Consider the following 17,073-nt stretch of genomic DNA (forward strand, 5'->3'; position numbering starts at 1 on the left):
GGCCCAAGGCCAGAAAAGTGAGAAGGGAAAAGGCCGCAGAGCGCGGCCTGACGATCAGCTGGTGTGGAGCGCTGGTTGCAGCGACGGCTCGTTGGCTTGCAGGCGCTCGCGGGTGTGCTCGGGTCGTACCAGCCAGAAGGCAATCAGCGTGCAGGCGATGATGGCGGTGCCGATCAGCGCCAGCGCAGACTCGAAGCCATGGGCGATGTCGTCGCCGCGCAGCGCCACCAATTGCCCGACCAGCCAGGGCGCGAGCATGCCGGCGCTGGTCACCCCGCCAATATGGATCGACAACATCGACCCTCGGCGTACGCTGGGCGCAATGAAGGCGACGATGGTGTTGGCGAACGTGGGCAACACATTGATCAGTACCGCGCCGATCGCATACAGCGCCAGGGTCGCCATCATGTGACCGTGGGTCTGGGTGATCAGCAGGAAGGCGACGCCGGCGATCAGGCAGCAGGCCAGTGGCAACACCACCATTGCCCGCTGTGGACTGGCCCCTCGTTTGAATGCCCGTTGCGAAAGTGCCGAGACACCGAGGTTGCACAGGATGACAGCCAGGGTGACGCCCATGACCACGTAACCCGATTGCATCGCGGTTATGCTCAGGCCCTTCTGCAGATAAACCGGCACCCAGCTATAGACCAGTGCATTGGGCAAGTAGCCCATGAAGCCAATCAACGTGATGCCGAGGAAGGTCCGGTTCAGCAACAACCGGCGATAGCCCGGCAAGGCTTGGCCGGTATTACTGGCCACCTCATCCACCTGCGTACCCTCGCGGCCAAAAGCCAACCACAGCAGCATCCACACCAGCCCGATCAGCGCCAGCGCCAGGTAGGCCATACGCCAACCGACATGAGCGATCAGCAACGGCAGGCTGACGGCTGCAAGCACGGCGCCAAGCATGATCGAAACCTGGATCAACGATGCGGGCATCACCCGTTCGGTGGGGCCGAACCATTTGAAGCAGGCGTGCTGGGTCACGGCGGTGCCGGGGCCGGTACCGGCACCGAGCATCAAGCGGCTGAGCACCAGCGCGGCGAAGCTGCTGCTGACGCTCACGAGCAGTTGCGAGACCATCCACACCACTGACATGCCCACCAGGATCCAGCGGCTGGGAAAGCGGTTGGCGAGAAAGCCCACGGCTACGCCGGAGATCGAGTAGAGGAAAAAGAACGCACTGCCGATGAAACCGAATTCCGCTGGCGTGAGCTTCAATTCATCGATGATCTGGGCGCCGGCGAAGGCGAAGATGCTTTTGTCCAGCACACTGATGATCATCACTGCCATCAGCATCACCAGCACGAGATTACGGCGGGAGAACGGCATACAGGGCTACTCCATGGGGCTTGCGGGCAGGATGCCGCAGCCGTTGATCGCTGAATAATGATCTATCGGCATGCTTATCAGGGTTGGTTATGAAGCGGTGAACGCAAGGATTGCGGGCTTTTGAAGGCGTAGATGATGTCGTCGATGAGCATCTGCGTTTCGCGGGTCATCAGTTCTGCAGGTCGGCAGACGAGGAAAATATCGGTCCCGGGTACGCGCTCTGCGATCGACAGCATATCGAGGTTGCCCGATATGATCGGCAGGTCGAACACCCGGCGCGACCAGCTACTGATGGCATCGGTCGAGGCGGCGAGTTCCGCGTAGAGCACCACTGACGCGCAGACAATTGTGCGTTCTGGGGCTTGACGCCGTACTCCTCGAACATGCGACCGGCCATGCTGATGGCAAGGGCATCGGGCAGCAGCCATTCCTGGTCGAGCAGTTCGCTCAACGAGCGCGCCTTCGACAGTGGATGCCCTTTGCGCACGGCCAGGGTGGTGGGTTGGGCATATAGTTCACGCCATTCGAAGCCGTCAACGCTGCGTAACGGCGGGTGCGATGTCAGGGCCAGGTCCAGCTGACCCTCACGCAGGCCTTCCAGTAGCTTGGCCGGGCGCAGTTCAAGTATCTCCAGCTGCACCTTCGGATAGCGTTTGCGGTAGCTGAGGATGCAGCTGACGAACTGTTGGCTGGGCGTTACCGGCGATACGCCGATGGTCACGCGACCGTCCATGGTGCCCTTGAGCGTCTCGATCTCATCGCGAGCCCTGCGTACCTCCTCCACCACCAGGCGCGCACGGCGGACCAGGCGTTCACCGTAGGGGGTGGCGGTGATGCCACGGTTGGACCGCACCAACAGTGGCACGCCCAGTTCCGACTCCAGTTCCTTGATGCTCTTGGACAGGGCCGGCTGGGAAATATGCAGTAGCCGTGAGGCCTCCTGGATACTGCCACTTTCGCAGATCGCGACGATGGCGCGCAGTTGATGCAACTTCATGGACACACACCTGGACGTGAGGGGATGCGAACTAGAGCATAAAAAGCCGCGTCGGACGAGTCCGCTCCCACGGGTTACATCGCGATCCCGTGGGCGCAGCAGTCGGTCAGCGAATCCCGGTAGCGCGCAGGGCGCTCGGGGTGAAATCCTTGCTCGAGGCGTTCAGCGAGAAGTCGTAGCTGCCCTTTTTCTCTTCGTTGCGCAGGCCCGAGACGGTATAGCGGCCACTGTTCACATCGTAGTGGGTCTCGGCCGTCAGCCAGGGGAACTGTTGATCGTAGAAGAATCGCGCATGGCCTTCGGAAACCCTCCAGAGGTTGCCACGACTGTCGTAGGCATCGGCTTCGGCGACCTGCCAACTGTCTTCGTCGATGTACAGGTCACGCTTGCTGTAGATATGCCGCTGCCCCGGCTTGAGGGTGGCGACCACGTGCCAGACGCGGTGCAGTTCGTACCGGGTATGGTCGGGGTTGAGGTGGCCTGGGCGAATGATGTCGTCGTACTTGAGCTTCGGCGAATCGAGGGCATAGCTGTTGTAGGGGATATACACCTCTTTCTTGCCCACCAGCTTCCAGTCATAGCGGTCGGGTGCACCGTTGAACATGTCGAAGTCGTCGTAGGTGCGCATCCCCTCGGCGCCCGGGCTGTCATACCCAACCTGGGGCGCACGGCGTACCCGCCGCTGGCCAGCGTTGTACATCCAGGCCATGCGCGGCTCGGCGACCTGGTCGAGGGTCTCCAGCACCAGCATCACGCTACCGGCTCGGCGTGGTGGCGAGAGGATTTCCTGGCGGAAGTAGAACAGGATGTTGGCCATCTTCTGCGGGTCGTAATCCTTCAGCCCGAACGGAAAGGCGAACTGCTCTTTCATCATGCTGATGGTGTAGGTGCCGTTTTCCACCGGGTTCATCTGCGCGGTGTTGCGCAGGATCGAATCGCCCCGGTAGCGGGTGATGTGGTTCCAGATCACTTCCAGCCCCGACTGGGGAATCGGGAAGGGAATCGACATCTTGAAATTCTGCAGGCCGTTACCGCCCTCTGCGAGGGTGGTGCGCGTGGCGTTTTCCTTCACGGCAGCCAGCACTTTTGGCGGCAAGGTGACGCTGCGATGGGTGGTGTAGACCGGGATGCGGTAGGTGTCCGGGAACCGTTTGAACATCGCCAACTGACCGGGCGTCAGCCGTTCCCTGTATGGGTCGGCGTTCTGCGCGGTGATGACGAACAGGGGTTTTTCGTCGGCGTAAGGGTTGGGGATAAAGCCGCCAGCGTCCACCGCTCCGGTGCTGGCCGACAAGCCGCCGGTCCAGGCCGGGATGCTGCCGTCGGCATTAGCGGCCTTCTCGGCGCCGACTGGAGTCAGGTCGGTTCCCAGGCGTGCGGCTTGCTGCTCGGACACTGCCGCCATCACCTGGCAGGCCAACAGGCTCAGGACCAGACAACTGCTGCGGATCAAGGATTTGCGAAACATGGTCTACCTCCAGGAACAAAGGGATGTCAGAAACTCACGCCCATGCTGACGGCGAGGAAGTCGCGGTCGGTGTTGGTGTTGAAGTCACCGCCGAAGTAGTCGGTGTAACTGACGGCCAGGTTGTAGCGGCTCATGTATTCGGCATCGAGGCCAATACTTATCGACTTGTCGCCTTCGTTGAAGGTCGGACCGAAGCCTTCGACGTCGTGGGAGAAGGACAGGCTCGGGCGCAGTACCACACCGCCGATCAGGTCGGCATATTCCAGCGTGGCGCGCAGTCGGTAACCCCAGGAGTCAGCGGTGTAGAAGCCTTTGCTGGTGCACTGGTCGGGATTGGCCGAGTTGGCGACCTGGCGGCACAGGTCGTTACCGGAAATACCACCGAGCAGCGCGGCGCTGCCGGCTTCGGACAATTGACCGTTGCCATAGACGCTGCTGCGACCGAAGCGCAGGTCCGATCCATCGGTCGAGCCCAGGTCAGCGATGTGGCTGTAGCCGGCCTCGCCCACCAGCGTCAGGCGGTCTGCGCCAATGAAGGTCAGTTGGTCGATGGTGCGGGTCAGGGTGACTTGCGCCTGGGTGAATGGCTTGCGGACATAGCCGTTGATCAGCGAACCGTAGGCGGAGCTGGCGAAACCGGTCTCGAAGATCGGCAGGCCGGCATTGACCAGCGGGTTGGTGGCCGCCGAGCCGAGCGTGGCGGCTGCCGATACGTCACTGGCGTTCAGCGACAGCGGCATGTTTGGCCGGTAGCTGATTTCGCCGGCCACGGCGGTGGCGCCGACGGTGGTGCTGAAGCTCAGGCCGTACAGGCGAATGTCTTCCGGGTATTCCAGGTAGTACCTCGCGGTACTGACGCCACCGCGCCCTGCCAGCCCGCCCACCGGGTCGGCCAGCGCGCCGCGGCCGACCGACCAGGTGCTGGTCGGGGTACGGCTGTGATAGTTCATGGCATAGAAGCCGAACTCGGTGTCATTGAGTTCAGGCACCATCCAGCGCAGGGCCACGCCGAACTGGCCGCTGTTGCGTGGATCCTTGTCAGATAGCCGTGGCACGTAGCCGTACCCACCCAGGACCCCAGTGCCGTCGATATCGCGGTCGAAGTCGCTGCCGTTGATGGCCATGTTGATGTCGCAGCCCTTGGCGGCCACATCGCTGCTGAAGAAGGTGCCGCAGTTGTCGGCGACGGTTTTTTCCCACTGCAGTTGGTAAAAGGTCTCGATCGACAGGTTGTCGGTCAGGCCCTGGTTGAAATAGAGCATGTTGACCGGAATCAGCGCTTCCTTGACCTCGGAGCCTGGGCGGCGCAAGGCTGAGACGTCGACCGGGTTGATGCTGTTGATGCCGTTCTGGATGAACGTGCTTTCGCCCCAGCTGACCACCTGCCGGCCGGCGCGAACAGTGCCGGGCAGGTCGTTGATGTTGTAGTTGTGATAGACGAAGGCATCGAGCAGCTCGACGCCCGACGCCTTGGCGGCATTGTCGCGGTGGCTGTCGTCGATGTCGTAGAGCGGGCGGCTTTCGTCCTTGAGCTCGAAGTCGTACCAGTACTTGCCCCGCACGAACACGCCGGTGTCGCCGTACTTGAGCTCAAGATCGTGCACGCCTTTGAAGATCTTCGAAAAGGTCTCGCCTTTCTTGAAGTTCAGGCGGCCGTCGTCGGACGTCTGGGTAGAAGCCGTACCTCCGTTGCGGCTGCCGATGAATGCGCGGTCCGGGCTGTCCATCGCCCAGCTTGCCCCGATGGACAGGCTGGAGTCGAACCGCCCTTCGATTTCCCCGATGTTGAACGTAACGGCCTGCGCGGTGCTTGCCGCGATTGCCAGGCCAACTGCCAACGGCAGAGCGCGAAGCCGAAGGCCCGCGACGCCGGTTATTGTTTTTTTCATAGTGCTCTGCGCCTTGAACTTGCTGTTCATGAGAAAGCCTCCCCGTCGGCGGGGCGCTTGCATGGTAAGCAGCGAGTCACAGCGGCGGCTTCTGAAAAAAAGTGATGCCTATAGCCAAATGAGAGGGTGGCGGGTGCGAGTACCTGCGACGTGCGAGGGGTTGATAACTGCTGGCTATCGGGATGAGCCGTATTCAATCTGATGTCGTGCAGCCTTGCCCTATAGTCCGGTCGGACTTCTCCCCTTTCGAGGTAGACCATGAAGATTGCCCTGACCGGCGACAGTATCCTGCAGCGCCGCCTGCACAGCCGGGACGACCAGACGCTGAGTCCGTTGTTCGACCTGATCCGTGCAGCGGACGTCAGCTTCACCAATCTTGAGGTGTTGCCCAACGACTTCGCCGGTGACCCGGCTCTGGAAAGCGGCGGCTCGCATTTCGGCGCGCCGGCCTGGGTGCTCGACGAATTGGTCGAGGGTGGCTTCGACCTGTTCTCGACCGCCAACAACCACAGCCTGGACTACGGCATCAGTGGCCTTCATGCCGCCCACGAACAGTTGCGCAAGCGTGAACTGCTGTTCGCCGGCACCGGGCGTAACCTCGAGGAAGCCCGCCGTCCGGTGTACTGCAGCAAACCGGCGGGAACCGTCGCGTTGCTGGCGTGCAGTTCGACCTATGGCAAGGGCCAGGAAGCCAGCGACCAGAGCCGCGACATGCCTGGGCGCCCGGGCCTCAACCCGCTGGGTTATGACACCCTGCATGAAGTCAGCACCGAGCAGATGGCGCAGGTGCGCCAGCTGATTGCCGACCTTGGCCTGGATCGCCTGTACCAGGGGGCGGTGGACCTGGGCTTTGCTCATCCCCTGCCCGATCCTTCGCTGCAGGTGTTTGGCCCGTTTACTCCGCTGTTGTTCCGAGAAGGCGCCAGCACCCGGTTGCGCACCCTCGCCCGCAAGAAAGACCTGGATGGCATTTTGCGTTGGGTCGAGGAAGCAAGGCTGACGTCGGACATCGTGATGGTCAGCCTGCATGCCCATGAACTGGGCTACAACGATGAAGGGGAATGGGACCTGGAAGCTCCCGCCGAATTCATCCAGCCGGTTGCGCGCAAGCTGATCGATGCGGGCGTCGACATCGTCGTGGGTCATGGTCCGCACTTGCTGCGAGGCATGGAGATCTACCAGGGCAAGCCGATCTTCTACAGCCTGGGCAACTTCATCGGCCAGAACGAACTGGTGGAGCGTCTACCGGTGGACAGCTACGACCAGTTCCGGGTGGACCGCCAACAGACGCCGTCCAAGGTGTTCTTGCAGCGCACCCGCAACGATACGCGCAGCTTCCCGTCCGATGCGCGTTTCTGGGAGAGCATCGTGCCGATCTGCACCTTCGACGGTCGCACCCTGACAGGCATCGAATTGCACCCGGTGCACCTGGGTCTCGGCGAAGCCATCCACCGACGCGGCAGGCCAAGGCTGGCAGCAGGTGACCAGGCCCAGGCAATCCTGCACCGCTTCGCGGCTTTATGCACAGGCTATGAAACGCGCTTGGAAATCGGCGCCGACACAGCGCGAGTGGTGCTCTGAACCAAAGCCCGCGCAAGCGGGCTTTTCTTTGCCCGGTCGATTTAGACCTTGCCCCGGATCCCCACCCAAGGACCGGTGTATGTTCCACGTGGAACCTTGTGGCCCCGGCCCGCGCTGAACGAATTTGTCTCTTTGGCGCGATGGCCGGCGGCGGATTGCTGTGAGAGACGCTAGCCAGCCACGGGTCGATCACCTTGAGCCTGTTGCTAACTCTCCCCCGCGGTTTCAGGGATGCGCAATTCGCCCGCAAGGAAATCGAGAAACGCTCGGGTCTTGAGTGGCACGCGTCGCGCCGACGGGTAAACGGCATTGATGGAGATGGGCGGAGCTTCCCATTCGTCCAGCACCTGCACCAAGCGCCCGTCCGCCAAGGCCTTCTCGACGATGAACAGCGGCAACAGGGCAATCCCCATACCCGCCTCGGCGGCCTGTGCAAGCAGGTCGCCATTGTTGGCATTGAGCGGGCCTGTGACATGCACGCGTTGCACATCCTTGCCGTTGCTCAATTGCAAGCTCACGCCGCTTTGCAGGTAGCCATAGTTAAGGCACTGGTGGCTGGCGAGGTCCTTGGGAGATTCCGGCATGCCATGTCGGGCCAGGTAACCTGGGGAGGCTACCAGCACTCTGGGTGCTGGTGACAGGTGCCTGGCTACCAACGATGAATCTGCGAGGCTGGCGATGCGGATGGTGACATCGAAGCCACCCTTGATGGGATCGACCTGTTGATCGCTCAACACCAACTGCAACTCCACCTTTGGGTACAGGGCATGGAACTGCGGCAGCAGCGGCCCGAGCCTGCACAGACCGAACGACATCGGTGCGTTTACCCGCAATACCCCCTGCACCTCGGCCAGGCCACTGCGTGCACGCTGCTCGGCCTCCTCCAAGGAGGCCAGCAATTCCCGACAGGCCTCGTAATACTCGCAGCCCGCCTCGGTGAGGTGGAGGCTGCGCGTGGTCCGATGCAGCAACTGCACGCCGAGTGACTCTTCCAGGGCTTGCATCTGCTTGCTGACTTTCGACCGCGGTACCCGCAAAATCCTGGCAGCTGCGGCAAAGCCGTTTGCGTCGACGGTCGCGATGAAGGTTCGCATGCATTCGATACGGTCCACTGGCGTTCCCTGGTAGCAAGATGGCGGTTATCACTGTCCCTTATTTAGAAACAGTCAAATCAAACATCGCCATATTGTTGCATAAAGTAAGCAGCCCTATCATTTCTCCATCGCAAGCCACTTCGGCAAACCCTCAGGATTTGGAGCAACGATATGAACTCTCTGAAACACACCACTGCAATCATCGGCCGCGTACTACTGGCCGTGCTGTTCCTGCTGAGCGGCTTCAGCAAACTGGCCTCGCCCGAGGGCACCATCGCGTACATCGAGTCGAGCGGCCTGCCCTTCCCGGTACTGAGCTACCTTGCTGCGCTTGGCGTCGAGCTCGGCCTGGCAGCGTTGCTGATCGTCGGCTTTCAAACGCGGATCGCGGCTGTGGTGATGGCGGTGTTCACCGTGATGGCGGCGCTGGCGTTTCACAACAACCTCGCGGACCAGGGCCAGTTCATCAACTTCTTCAAGAACATCTCGATCGCTGGCGGCCTGTTGCAGATCGCAGCGTTCGGGGGCGGTGCGCTGAGCATCGATGCCTGGCTGGCGAAACGTAAATCGCATGGCGCGCTGGGCAAGGCTCTGTAACAGAAATCGACACGCAGAAAAAAGCCCGCATCAGCGGGCTTTTTCGTGTTGGTCAGTAGCCGGTCAAGATGTTCATGATCACGCCGGTAGCGATGGCGACCAGAACATAATCGCCGTTGACGCGCAGCCAGCGGTGGTCATGTGGCGGTGCCGGCAGGTGACGAGTACGCCAGTCGGTTACCCAGTAACCGTCGCCGCGGTAGCGTGGGTCGACCACGTGACCACGTTTCCACTGGGAATGCGGCACTGGCATGCCCGGCTGCGGGCGATAGCTCGGATCACGATAGCCCTGGTTGTTGCCCGGCCTGTTGTGCTGCTGGTTACCCTGATGCTGGCCTTGTTGCGGACGGTTTTGCGGCTGACCCTGCTGCGGCCGATTCTGCTGTTGGCCCTGCTGGGGACGGTTTTGTTGCTGTCCCTGCTGCGGGCGGTTCTGCTGTTGACCTTGCTGGGGACGATTCTGTTGCTGTCCCTGCTGCGGACGCCCCTGCTGGCCGCCCTGGGACGGCCCGGGTTGAGCGAAGCTGGCCAAGGGAGCGCTGATCATCAGCGCGGCGCAGATCACTGTAAGCGTCTTTTTCATCGGGGGTGTTCCTCTACGGTGAACGACCGGCAACTACGTCGTTTATGCCTGGTGCGATGGAGTAATGAAAACACAGTTTCCCAGGTGTAAACCTCAGCAACAGGTAAAGGTCCGGTAAAGGTGTGTAAGGCTAAGGGCCTACGCTGACCCCAGACCCAGTGATTTCAGGCGCCGATACAGCGTGCGCTCGCTCAAACCCAGGTGCTGGGCCAGCTCGCTGCGAGACCCCTGGAAGTGCTCGAGCGCTTGCGCAAGATCCCCCAGGCCTCTACCGCCACGCGGGCTTGCTACGCTGGCAAAGCACTGTGGCCCGATGTCTTCTGGCAAGTGTTCAGGACGGATCAGCCCGTCATCGGCAAACAACCGGGCCCTTTCCAGAATGTTGCGCAGCTCACGGATGTTGCCTGGGAACGGATGCAGCTGGAGTTGTGTGAGGGCCTCATCGCCGAGTTGCGCTGGCGGGTGGCCCGGCATGCGTTGCAGCAGGCTTTCGGCCAGCAGCGCCAAGTCTTCGACCCGCTCGCGCAGCGCTGGCAGGCGAATCGGAAAACCACTGATGCGGTAATACAGGTCTTCGCGAAAGCTCCCCTCGGCGACCATCTTCTTCAGCGGCTTGTGCGTGGCCGATACCAGGCGGAAGTCCGAGTGCACGGTGCGCAGGCTGCCCACCGGGCGGAAGCTGCCTGACTCGATCAAGCGCAGCAACTTGACCTGCATCGCCAGCGGCACCTCGCCGATCTCGTCGAGGAACAGGGTCCCGCCGTGAGCAGCCTCGGCCAGGCCGACCTTGCGTTGGGTGGCGCCGGTGAAGGCGCCTTTTTCGTAGCCGAACAGTTCGCTTTCCAGCAGCGATTCGGTCAGGCCGGTGCAGTCGACGACCACCAGAGGGCCATTGGCACGTGGGCTGCCCAGGTGAATGGCGCGGGCGAACAACTCCTTGCCGGTACCCGATTCGCCCTGGAGCAGCACCGGGATCTGCGCAGGGGCCGCACGTTGCAGGCTCGCCAGTGCCGCCTTGAATGCTGGCGCGCGGCCTACCAGGCCTTGCTGCTGGGGTTGCGCCGAAGCCAAGGTGATACTGGTCAGGCGCTCGACGAAGGCCACTACCCTGCCCTGTTCATCGAGGATCGGGCGCAACTCCACATCCACATGCTCGGGTCCGCGAGGGGTGTGATGAATATGCAGGACACGCTCCGGGACCTTGCTGTCCCAGGCCTTGCGCATCGGGCAATGCTCGCCTGCCTGGTCGCACGGCACCGCATAGTGGTGCGAAACCCGGTGGCACTTCTCGCCCAGCGGCGCACGCTCGCCCTGACCGAGTTGGCGTCGGTAGGCAGCGTTGGCCGCGAGGATGTTGTAGTCGGTATCCAGCACGATGGTGGGCAAGGCATCGTGTTCAAGGTAGGAAACCAGGGCGAGGATCAGCGGATGGGAATCGGACATGACGGCAACCAGTGGATAACACGCCGAGGGTAACAGGCGCTGCCACACACTGCCATTGGCTGACAGTCGACTGCCAAAAACACTGCCATTGCGCCTGCCAGCGGGTGGCGACAGGCCGTTTTCATGGGTTTTGAGGCAGAAAAATCCCTGGCATGCATCTTGATAAACCTTCGGTTACTGCCTAGGCCTCTATAAGCCCTGGTGGATAATCTGGAGAACGTGATGATCATCGGCAACAACCTTCACGTGGACGCCTTCTACGACAAGGCGACCTCGACCATCAGCTACCTGGTGCTGGATCGCGAGACCAGGCAGTGCGCGCTGATCGACAGCGTGCTGGACTACGACCCCAAGTCCGGGCGCACCTGCACCGCCTCGGCCGACCGCCTGATCGAGCGCGTGGCCGAACTGAACGCCACGGTCCAGTGGGTGCTGGAAACACACGTTCACGCCGACCACCTGTCAGCGGCGGCCTACCTCAAGGAAAAGCTCGGCGGCCATACCGCCATCGGCGCGCACATCACCCAGGTGCAGAAGGTATTCGGTGCGCTGTTCAACGCCGAGCCCGGCTTTGCCCGCGACGGTAGCCAGTTCGACGTCCTGCTCGAAGACGAGGAAGAATTTCGCATCGGCAACCTGCATGCCCGCGCCTTGCATACGCCCGGGCATACCCCGGCGTGCATGAGCTTCGTCGTGGAAGACAGTGGCGAGAAGGCGGTATTCGTCGGCGATACCTTGTTCATGCCCGACTACGGGACCGCGCGCTGCGACTTCCCTGGCGCCGATGCCCGTACTTTGTACCGTTCGATCCGGCGCCTGCTGGCATTCCCCGACCAGACCCGGCTGTTCATGTGCCACGACTACCTGCCAGGCGGGCGGGAGATGCAATACGTCACCACCGTGGCCGAGCAGCGTGCCAGCAATATCCACATCCACCAGGGCATCGACGAAGACAGCTTCGTGGCCATGCGCGAAGCCCGCGACAAGACCCTCGACATGCCCGTGCTGATCCTGCCGTCGGTGCAGGTCAACATGCGCAGCGGCCAACTGCCCGCGCCCGAGGCCAACGGTGTCAGCTACCTGAAGATCCCGCTGAACAAGCTCTGACCGCCCTGCCCCCCATCAGAATCCAGGATTCACTGCCATGCCTGCCTTGCTGTCCCCCTCCCATCATCAGGTGCTCATCGTCGGTGCCGGTGCCGCCGGTATCGCCACGGCTTCCAGCCTGTTGGCGCGCGACCCGTCGTTGGACATCGCCTTGATCGACCCTGCCGACGTGCATTACTACCAGCCCGGCTGGACCATGGTCGGCGCCGGTGTGTTCGATGCGCCAGACACTGCCCGCGCCATGGCCTCGGCCATGCCGCGCGGGGTGCGCTGGATCAAGTCGCGGGTGCAGGGTTTCGACCCGATCGCCTGGCAGGTGATGCTCGAAGATGGTCGCGCCATCACGTATGAACAATTGGTGGTCTGTCCCGGCCTCAAGCTCGATTGGGACGCCATCGAAGGCTTGAGCCAGACCCTGGGGCGCAACGGCGTTACCTCCAACTACCGCTATGACCTGGCGCCCTATACCTGGGAGCTGGTGCAGTCGCTCAAGCAAGGCCGTGCGTTGTTCACCCAGCCGCCGATGCCGATCAAGTGCGCGGGGGCGCCGCAGAAGGCCCTGTACCTGTCGTGCGACCACTGGCTGCGCAGCGGTCGCCTAGGCGATATCAAGGCCCACTTCTTCAATGCCGGTGCCGTGTTGTTCGGTGTACCGGACTATGTGCCGGCATTGATGAGCTATATCGACAAGTACGGCGTCGACCTCAATTACAGCCATCGCCTGGTCGCGGTGGATGGCTCCAGGCAGCGTGCCACCTTCGTGCGGACCCTGGCCGACGGCAGCAGCGAGACCCGCATCGAAGCCTTCGACATGCTGCACGTGGTACCGCCCCAGGTCGCTCCGGACTTCATCCGCAACAGCCCGCTGGCCGATGCAGCCGGCTGGGTCGATGTCGATCCGCATACCCTGCGCCACCGGCAGTTCGACAACGTCCACGCGCTGGGCGACGTCGCCAATACCAGCAATGCCAAGACCGCCGCCGCCGCGCGCAAGCAGGCTCCGGTGGTGGCCAACAACGTGCTGGTGGCGCTGGGCCGGTTGCCGACCCTGGCCCGATACGATGGCTATGGCTCCTGCCCGCTGACCGTCGAGCGTGGCAAGATCGTGCTGGCCGAGTTCACCTACGGCGGCAAGCTCGCGCCCAGTTTCCCGCGTTGGCTGCTCGATGGGCGTCAGCCGACGCGCCTGGCCTGGTTGTTGAAAGCCCGTGTGTTGCCGCCGCTTTACTGGCAGGCGATGCTCAAGGGCCGTGAATGGCTGGCGCGGTCGCAGCTGGCAGTCGAGGCGACACGGTGATTGAGCATCAGCTGCTTGGCGCCGGCCTGGGCGCGATCATCGGCGCGGTACTGGCGCTGACCGGCGCCGGTGGCGGCATCCTGGCAGTGCCGCTGTTGGTGTTCGGGCTTGGCCTGTCGATGGCCGAAGCTGCGCCCATCGGTTTGCTTGCTGTCGGCCTGGCCGCGGCTGTCGGGGCCGGGCTGGGTTTGCGTGAAGGCCTGGTGCGCTATCGCGCCGCGTTGTTCATCGCGCTGATCGGTATCGCTGCCGCGCCGTTCGGCCTGATGCTCGCGCACCGTCTGCCCAACACGCCCCTGGCGCTGGTGTTCGCCGGGGTGCTGGTCTATGCCTGCCTGCGCATCTGGCGCAAGGCCGGCAAGGAACTGCGCGGCGAACTCAACGAGGCTCATCGCTACATCGAGCCCTGCGTGCTCAACCCGCTGCAGGGCCGCCTGCGCTGGACGCTGCCCTGTGCCCGTGCGCTGGCGTCCACCGGCGCGCTGTCCGGGCTGTTGTCCGGCCTGCTCGGGGTCGGCGGCGGTTTCGTGATCATTCCGGCGTTGAACCGCTACACCAACCTGCGCATGAAAAGCATCGTCTCGACGTCCCTGGCCGTGATCGCCCTGGTATCCATGGGTAGCGTGGTGAGCGCCAGCCTCGCTGGCGTGATGCACTGGCGGATCGGTGCGCCGTTCGCGGTCGGTGCGGTGCTCGGCTTGCTGCTGGCACGGCCGCTGGCGGCGAAAATCGCCGGCCCGCGGCTGCAGCAGCTGTTCGCCTTGGCCGGTTGGCTGGCCGCCGTGTCGCTGGCCGGCAAGGCGCTACTGGGCTAGCAGTTCGTCCTGTTCGGCGGCGCACAGCTCCAGCAGGTAGTCCCAGACCACCCGCAGGCGCACCGACTTGTGCAACTCACGACGGGTACAGATCCAGTAGCTGCGCTGGATGGTTTCGCTGGGCAGCACTCTCACCAATCCAGGGTCGTGGCGGGCCATGTAGTTGGGCAGCACGGCGATGCCCACGCCGGCCCGGGCGGCCTGTTGCTGGGCAATCACGCTGGTGCTGCGAAAGGCCACGTTGGGCGCCCTGCAGAAGCTGTTGAGAAACAGCAGTTCCTGGCTGAACAGCAGGTCGTCGACGTAGCCGATCCAGCTGTGCCGGGCCAGGTCTTCGCGATTGTGCAGCGGTGGCGCGTGGTCGAGATAGGCCTGGCTGGCGTACAGGGCCAGGCGGTAGTCGGTGAGCTTGCGGGTGATCAGCAAATCGGCGTTCGGCCGTTCCAGGTGGATGCTGATCTCGGCCTCGCGGTTGAGAATGCTGACGAAGCGCGGCACCGCCACCAGCTCTACCTCAAGGCCGGGATAGCGGCTGAACAGCTCGCGCATGCGCGGGGTGAAGAACATGATGCCGATGCCTTCGGTCACGCCCAGGCGGATCTTGCCCAGCGGGGTGATGGCCTGGGTGATTTCTTCCTGTGCCAGCAGGGCGACGTTCTCCATGGCCTCGGCATGCTTGAGCAGGGCCTGGCCCGAGGGGGTCAGTTCGTAGCCCTGGGCGTGCTGCATGAACAGCGGCGTGCCGAGGCTCTTCTCGATGCTTTCGATATGCCGGGCAACGGTGCTGTGGGTGGTATTCAGTCGCTTGGCGGCGGTGAGCAGCCGGCCGCTGCGCTGCAACTCGAGGAAAAACCGCAGATCGTTCCAGTCGAACATGCTGATCCCTATGCATCCAGGCGGAGTGAATCCTGTGGGAGCGGCCTTGTGTCGCGAACGGGCTGCGCAGCAGCCCCAGGATTTCAGCGCCGCAGCAGATATAGCCGGGGCCGCTGCGCAGCCCTTTCGCGACACAAGGCCGCTCCTACAGAAATGCGACGTTGCAGTGGGCACCCTGTGCTAAAACGCACAACGGCTGCGCGAAATTTCGTGTTTCCTCAGCGAAATTACTCACTAAGATGATTCGGGACAAGAATAAAAAACAGGCCCGAGGTTGCACATGCCATCAGCCGATTCTGTCTACGACTACGTGGTCGTGGGTGCCGGTCCCGCCGGTTGCCTGCTGGCCAACCGCCTGTCCGCCGACCCTTCCTGCCGCGTCCTGCTGCTCGAAGCGGGTGGCCGTGACAACTATCCCTGGATCCACATTCCCGTCGGTTATCTCTACTGCATCGGCAACCCGCGCACCGACTGGTGCTTCAAGACCGAGGCGCAGCCAGGCCTGGGCGGTCGCAGCCTGGGTTATCCACGGGGCAAGGTGCTGGGCGGCTGTTCTTCGATCAACGGCATGATCTACATGCGCGGCCAGGCCGCCGACTACGACCATTGGGCCGAGCAAGGCAACCAAGGCTGGGCCTGGAAGGACGTATTGCCGCTGTTCAAGGCGAGCGAGAACCACTTTGCCGGCGCCAGCGAGCACCATGGCGGCAGCGGCGAATGGCGGGTCGAGCGCCAGCGCTACAGCTGGCCGATCCTCGATGCCTTCCGCGATGCCGCCGAGCAAAGCGGCATCGCCAAGGTCGACGACTTCAACACTGGCGACAACCAGGGCTGTGGATACTTTCAGGTCAACCAGCGCAGCGGCGTGCGCTGGAATGCGTCCAAGGCTTTCTTGCGGCCCATCGAGCATCGTCCCAACCTCACTGTGCTGACCGGCGTCCAGGTCGACCAGGTACTGCTCAACAACACCCGTGCCCGCGCCGTGAAAGCCTTCTGGCAAGGTGCCTGGCACGAATTCGGGGCCCGGCGCGAGATCATCCTCTGCGCCGGTGCGGTCGGCTCGCCCGGCATCCTGCAGCGTTCCGGGATTGGTCCGCGCAAGCTTCTGGAAAACCTTGGGATCGCCGTGCGCCACGACATGCCGGGGGTTGGTGGCAACCTGCAGGACCACCTGCAACTGCGACTGATCTACCAGATTCGCAACACCCGGACCCTGAACCAGATGGCCAACAGCCTGTGGGGCAAGATGGGCATGGGCCTGCGCTACCTCTACGATCGCAGTGGCCCATTGGCGATGGCGCCGAGCCAACTGGGCGCCTTCGTGCGCTCGAGCCCCGAGCAGGCCACGCCCAACCTGCAATACCACGTGCAACCCTTGTCGCTGGAGCGCTTCGGCGAGCCGCTGCACCCGTTCCCGGCCTTCACCGCCTCGGTGTGCAATTTGCGCCCGGCCAGCCGTGGGCGCATCGACATCGGCGGCGCCGACATGAACAGCGCGCCGTTGATCGACCCCAATTACCTCAGCGACCCACAGGACTTGCGGGTTGCCGCCGATGCCATCCGCCTTACCCGGCGCATCGTCCAGGCCCCGGCGCTGGCGGCGTTCGCGCCGCAGGAATACCTGCCAGGCCCTGCCCTGCAGACCGAGCAGGCGCTGTTCGAGGCCGCTGGACGCATTGGCACCACCATCTTCCACCCGGTAGGCACCTGCCGCATGGGCAACGGCGCGCTGGACGTCGTGGACAACCAGCTGCGCGTGCACGGCATCCCCGGCCTGCGCGTGGCGGATGCCTCGATCATGCCGCAGATCACCTCCGGCAATACCTGTTCACCCACATTGATGATCGCCGAGAAGGCGGCCGAACTCATTCTCAAGGGAGCGCCCACCCAAACCTACCTGAACCAAGACGCAATACCGACGCCCTGACCGGGTGCGTGCAACACCGGCAGCTAGCGGTCGGAAGCTGCCGACAGTGGAACAACAAGAATAATCA

Annotated in this window: 13 protein-coding genes and 1 pseudogene; 6 read left to right on the top strand and 8 right to left on the bottom strand. The window is 63.0% G+C overall.

Going from position 1 to position 17,073, the window contains the following annotated elements; genetic code table 11:
* Positions 1-54: 54 nt before the first annotated feature.
* The 4 genes and pseudogenes from E6B08_RS00360 to E6B08_RS00375 form a co-directional block, all read right to left on the bottom strand.
* Positions 55-1,332, bottom strand: coding sequence for an MFS transporter (locus E6B08_RS00360; protein ID WP_136912272.1), 1,278 nt, complete (start codon positions 1,330-1,332; stop codon positions 55-57).
* Positions 1,333-1,409: 77 nt separating this feature from the next.
* Positions 1,410-2,329, bottom strand: a pseudogene (locus tag E6B08_RS00365) (LysR family transcriptional regulator).
* A gap of 106 nt (positions 2,330-2,435) precedes the next feature.
* Positions 2,436-3,797 carry a DUF1329 domain-containing protein gene (locus E6B08_RS00370; protein ID WP_136912273.1) on the bottom strand — a complete coding sequence of 454 codons (1,362 nt, stop codon included), beginning with the start codon at positions 3,795-3,797 and terminating at the stop codon, positions 2,436-2,438.
* A gap of 26 nt (positions 3,798-3,823) precedes the next feature.
* On the bottom strand, positions 3,824-5,686 hold the full coding sequence (locus E6B08_RS00375) for a DUF1302 domain-containing protein (RefSeq protein ID WP_136912274.1): 1,863 nt from the start codon (positions 5,684-5,686) through the stop codon (positions 3,824-3,826).
* Between the two features lie 258 nt (positions 5,687-5,944).
* On the opposite strand from E6B08_RS00375, the gene E6B08_RS00380 reads away from it, so the two are divergent.
* A complete protein-coding gene (locus E6B08_RS00380) occupies positions 5,945-7,267 on the top strand; it encodes a CapA family protein (protein ID WP_136912275.1) in 1,323 nt (440 codons plus the stop codon).
* Between the two features lie 206 nt (positions 7,268-7,473).
* On the opposite strand, the gene E6B08_RS00385 is transcribed toward E6B08_RS00380, so the two are convergent.
* Positions 7,474-8,379, bottom strand: coding sequence for a LysR family transcriptional regulator (locus E6B08_RS00385; protein ID WP_136912276.1), 906 nt, complete (start codon positions 8,377-8,379; stop codon positions 7,474-7,476).
* Between the two features lie 153 nt (positions 8,380-8,532).
* On the opposite strand from E6B08_RS00385, the gene E6B08_RS00390 reads away from it, so the two are divergent.
* Complete coding sequence (locus E6B08_RS00390) at positions 8,533-8,958, top strand: DoxX family protein (protein WP_136912277.1); 426 nt, start codon at positions 8,533-8,535, stop codon at positions 8,956-8,958.
* Between the two features lie 52 nt (positions 8,959-9,010).
* On the opposite strand, the gene E6B08_RS00395 is transcribed toward E6B08_RS00390, so the two are convergent.
* Both E6B08_RS00395 and E6B08_RS00400 read right to left on the bottom strand, forming a co-directional pair.
* The gene (locus tag E6B08_RS00395; protein WP_136912278.1) at positions 9,011-9,541 is read right to left on the bottom strand and encodes an RcnB family protein; all 531 of its coding nucleotides are present in this window, start codon (positions 9,539-9,541) and stop codon (positions 9,011-9,013) included.
* Between the two features lie 138 nt (positions 9,542-9,679).
* Positions 9,680-10,984: a sigma-54 interaction domain-containing protein gene (locus E6B08_RS00400; RefSeq protein ID WP_136912279.1), complete on the bottom strand. Its 1,305-nt coding sequence runs from the start codon at positions 10,982-10,984 to the stop codon at positions 9,680-9,682.
* Between the two features lie 222 nt (positions 10,985-11,206).
* Between E6B08_RS00400 and E6B08_RS00405 the strand changes: the two genes are divergently transcribed.
* The 3 genes from E6B08_RS00405 to E6B08_RS00415 are packed head-to-tail and all read left to right on the top strand — an operon-like array spanning position 11,207 to position 14,203.
* Complete coding sequence (locus E6B08_RS00405; RefSeq protein WP_136912280.1) at positions 11,207-12,091, top strand: MBL fold metallo-hydrolase; 885 nt, start codon at positions 11,207-11,209, stop codon at positions 12,089-12,091.
* 37 nt (positions 12,092-12,128) lie between these two features.
* Positions 12,129-13,388, top strand: a complete 1,260-nt coding sequence (locus tag E6B08_RS00410) for an NAD(P)/FAD-dependent oxidoreductase (RefSeq protein WP_136912281.1) — start codon at positions 12,129-12,131, stop codon at positions 13,386-13,388.
* Positions 13,385-14,203 carry a sulfite exporter TauE/SafE family protein gene (locus E6B08_RS00415; RefSeq protein ID WP_136912282.1) on the top strand — a complete coding sequence of 273 codons (819 nt, stop codon included), beginning with the start codon at positions 13,385-13,387 and terminating at the stop codon, positions 14,201-14,203. Before E6B08_RS00410 ends, E6B08_RS00415 begins: the two co-directional genes overlap by 4 nt.
* Here E6B08_RS00415 and E6B08_RS00420 read toward each other — a convergent pair.
* Positions 14,192-15,079 (bottom strand): LysR family transcriptional regulator, encoded by an 888-nt coding sequence (locus E6B08_RS00420; RefSeq protein WP_136912283.1) that lies wholly within the window; start codon positions 15,077-15,079, stop codon positions 14,192-14,194. The two genes, E6B08_RS00415 and E6B08_RS00420, sit on opposite strands and share 12 nt — an antisense overlap.
* 280 nt (positions 15,080-15,359) lie before the next feature.
* On the opposite strand from E6B08_RS00420, the gene E6B08_RS00425 reads away from it, so the two are divergent.
* Positions 15,360-17,006 (top strand): GMC family oxidoreductase, encoded by a 1,647-nt coding sequence (locus E6B08_RS00425; RefSeq protein ID WP_136912284.1) that lies wholly within the window; start codon positions 15,360-15,362, stop codon positions 17,004-17,006.
* Positions 17,007-17,073 lie beyond the last annotated feature (67 nt).

The sequence above is a fragment of the Pseudomonas putida genome (genome assembly GCF_005080685.1).
GTDB lineage: Bacteria > Pseudomonadota > Gammaproteobacteria > Pseudomonadales > Pseudomonadaceae > Aquipseudomonas > Aquipseudomonas putida_V.

Excerpts from the sequence above, each read along its gene's own strand:
- E6B08_RS00360 (WP_136912272.1), bottom strand. The coding sequence starts at position 1,332 with ATGCCGTTCTCCCGCCGTAATCTCGTGCTGGTGATGCTGATGGCAGTG.
- E6B08_RS00370 (WP_136912273.1), bottom strand. The coding sequence starts at position 3,797 with ATGTTTCGCAAATCCTTGATCCGCAGCAGTTGTCTGGTCCTGAGCCTG.
- E6B08_RS00375 (WP_136912274.1), bottom strand. The coding sequence starts at position 5,686 with ATGAAAAAAACAATAACCGGCGTCGCGGGCCTTCGGCTTCGCGCTCTG.
- E6B08_RS00380 (WP_136912275.1), top strand. The coding sequence starts at position 5,945 with ATGAAGATTGCCCTGACCGGCGACAGTATCCTGCAGCGCCGCCTGCAC.
- E6B08_RS00390 (WP_136912277.1), top strand. The coding sequence starts at position 8,533 with ATGAACTCTCTGAAACACACCACTGCAATCATCGGCCGCGTACTACTG.
- E6B08_RS00395 (WP_136912278.1), bottom strand. The coding sequence starts at position 9,541 with ATGAAAAAGACGCTTACAGTGATCTGCGCCGCGCTGATGATCAGCGCT.
- E6B08_RS00400 (WP_136912279.1), bottom strand. The coding sequence starts at position 10,984 with ATGTCCGATTCCCATCCGCTGATCCTCGCCCTGGTTTCCTACCTTGAA.
- E6B08_RS00405 (WP_136912280.1), top strand. The coding sequence starts at position 11,207 with ATGATCATCGGCAACAACCTTCACGTGGACGCCTTCTACGACAAGGCG.
- E6B08_RS00410 (WP_136912281.1), top strand. The coding sequence starts at position 12,129 with ATGCCTGCCTTGCTGTCCCCCTCCCATCATCAGGTGCTCATCGTCGGT.
- E6B08_RS00420 (WP_136912283.1), bottom strand. The coding sequence starts at position 15,079 with ATGTTCGACTGGAACGATCTGCGGTTTTTCCTCGAGTTGCAGCGCAGC.
- E6B08_RS00425 (WP_136912284.1), top strand. The coding sequence starts at position 15,360 with ATGCCATCAGCCGATTCTGTCTACGACTACGTGGTCGTGGGTGCCGGT.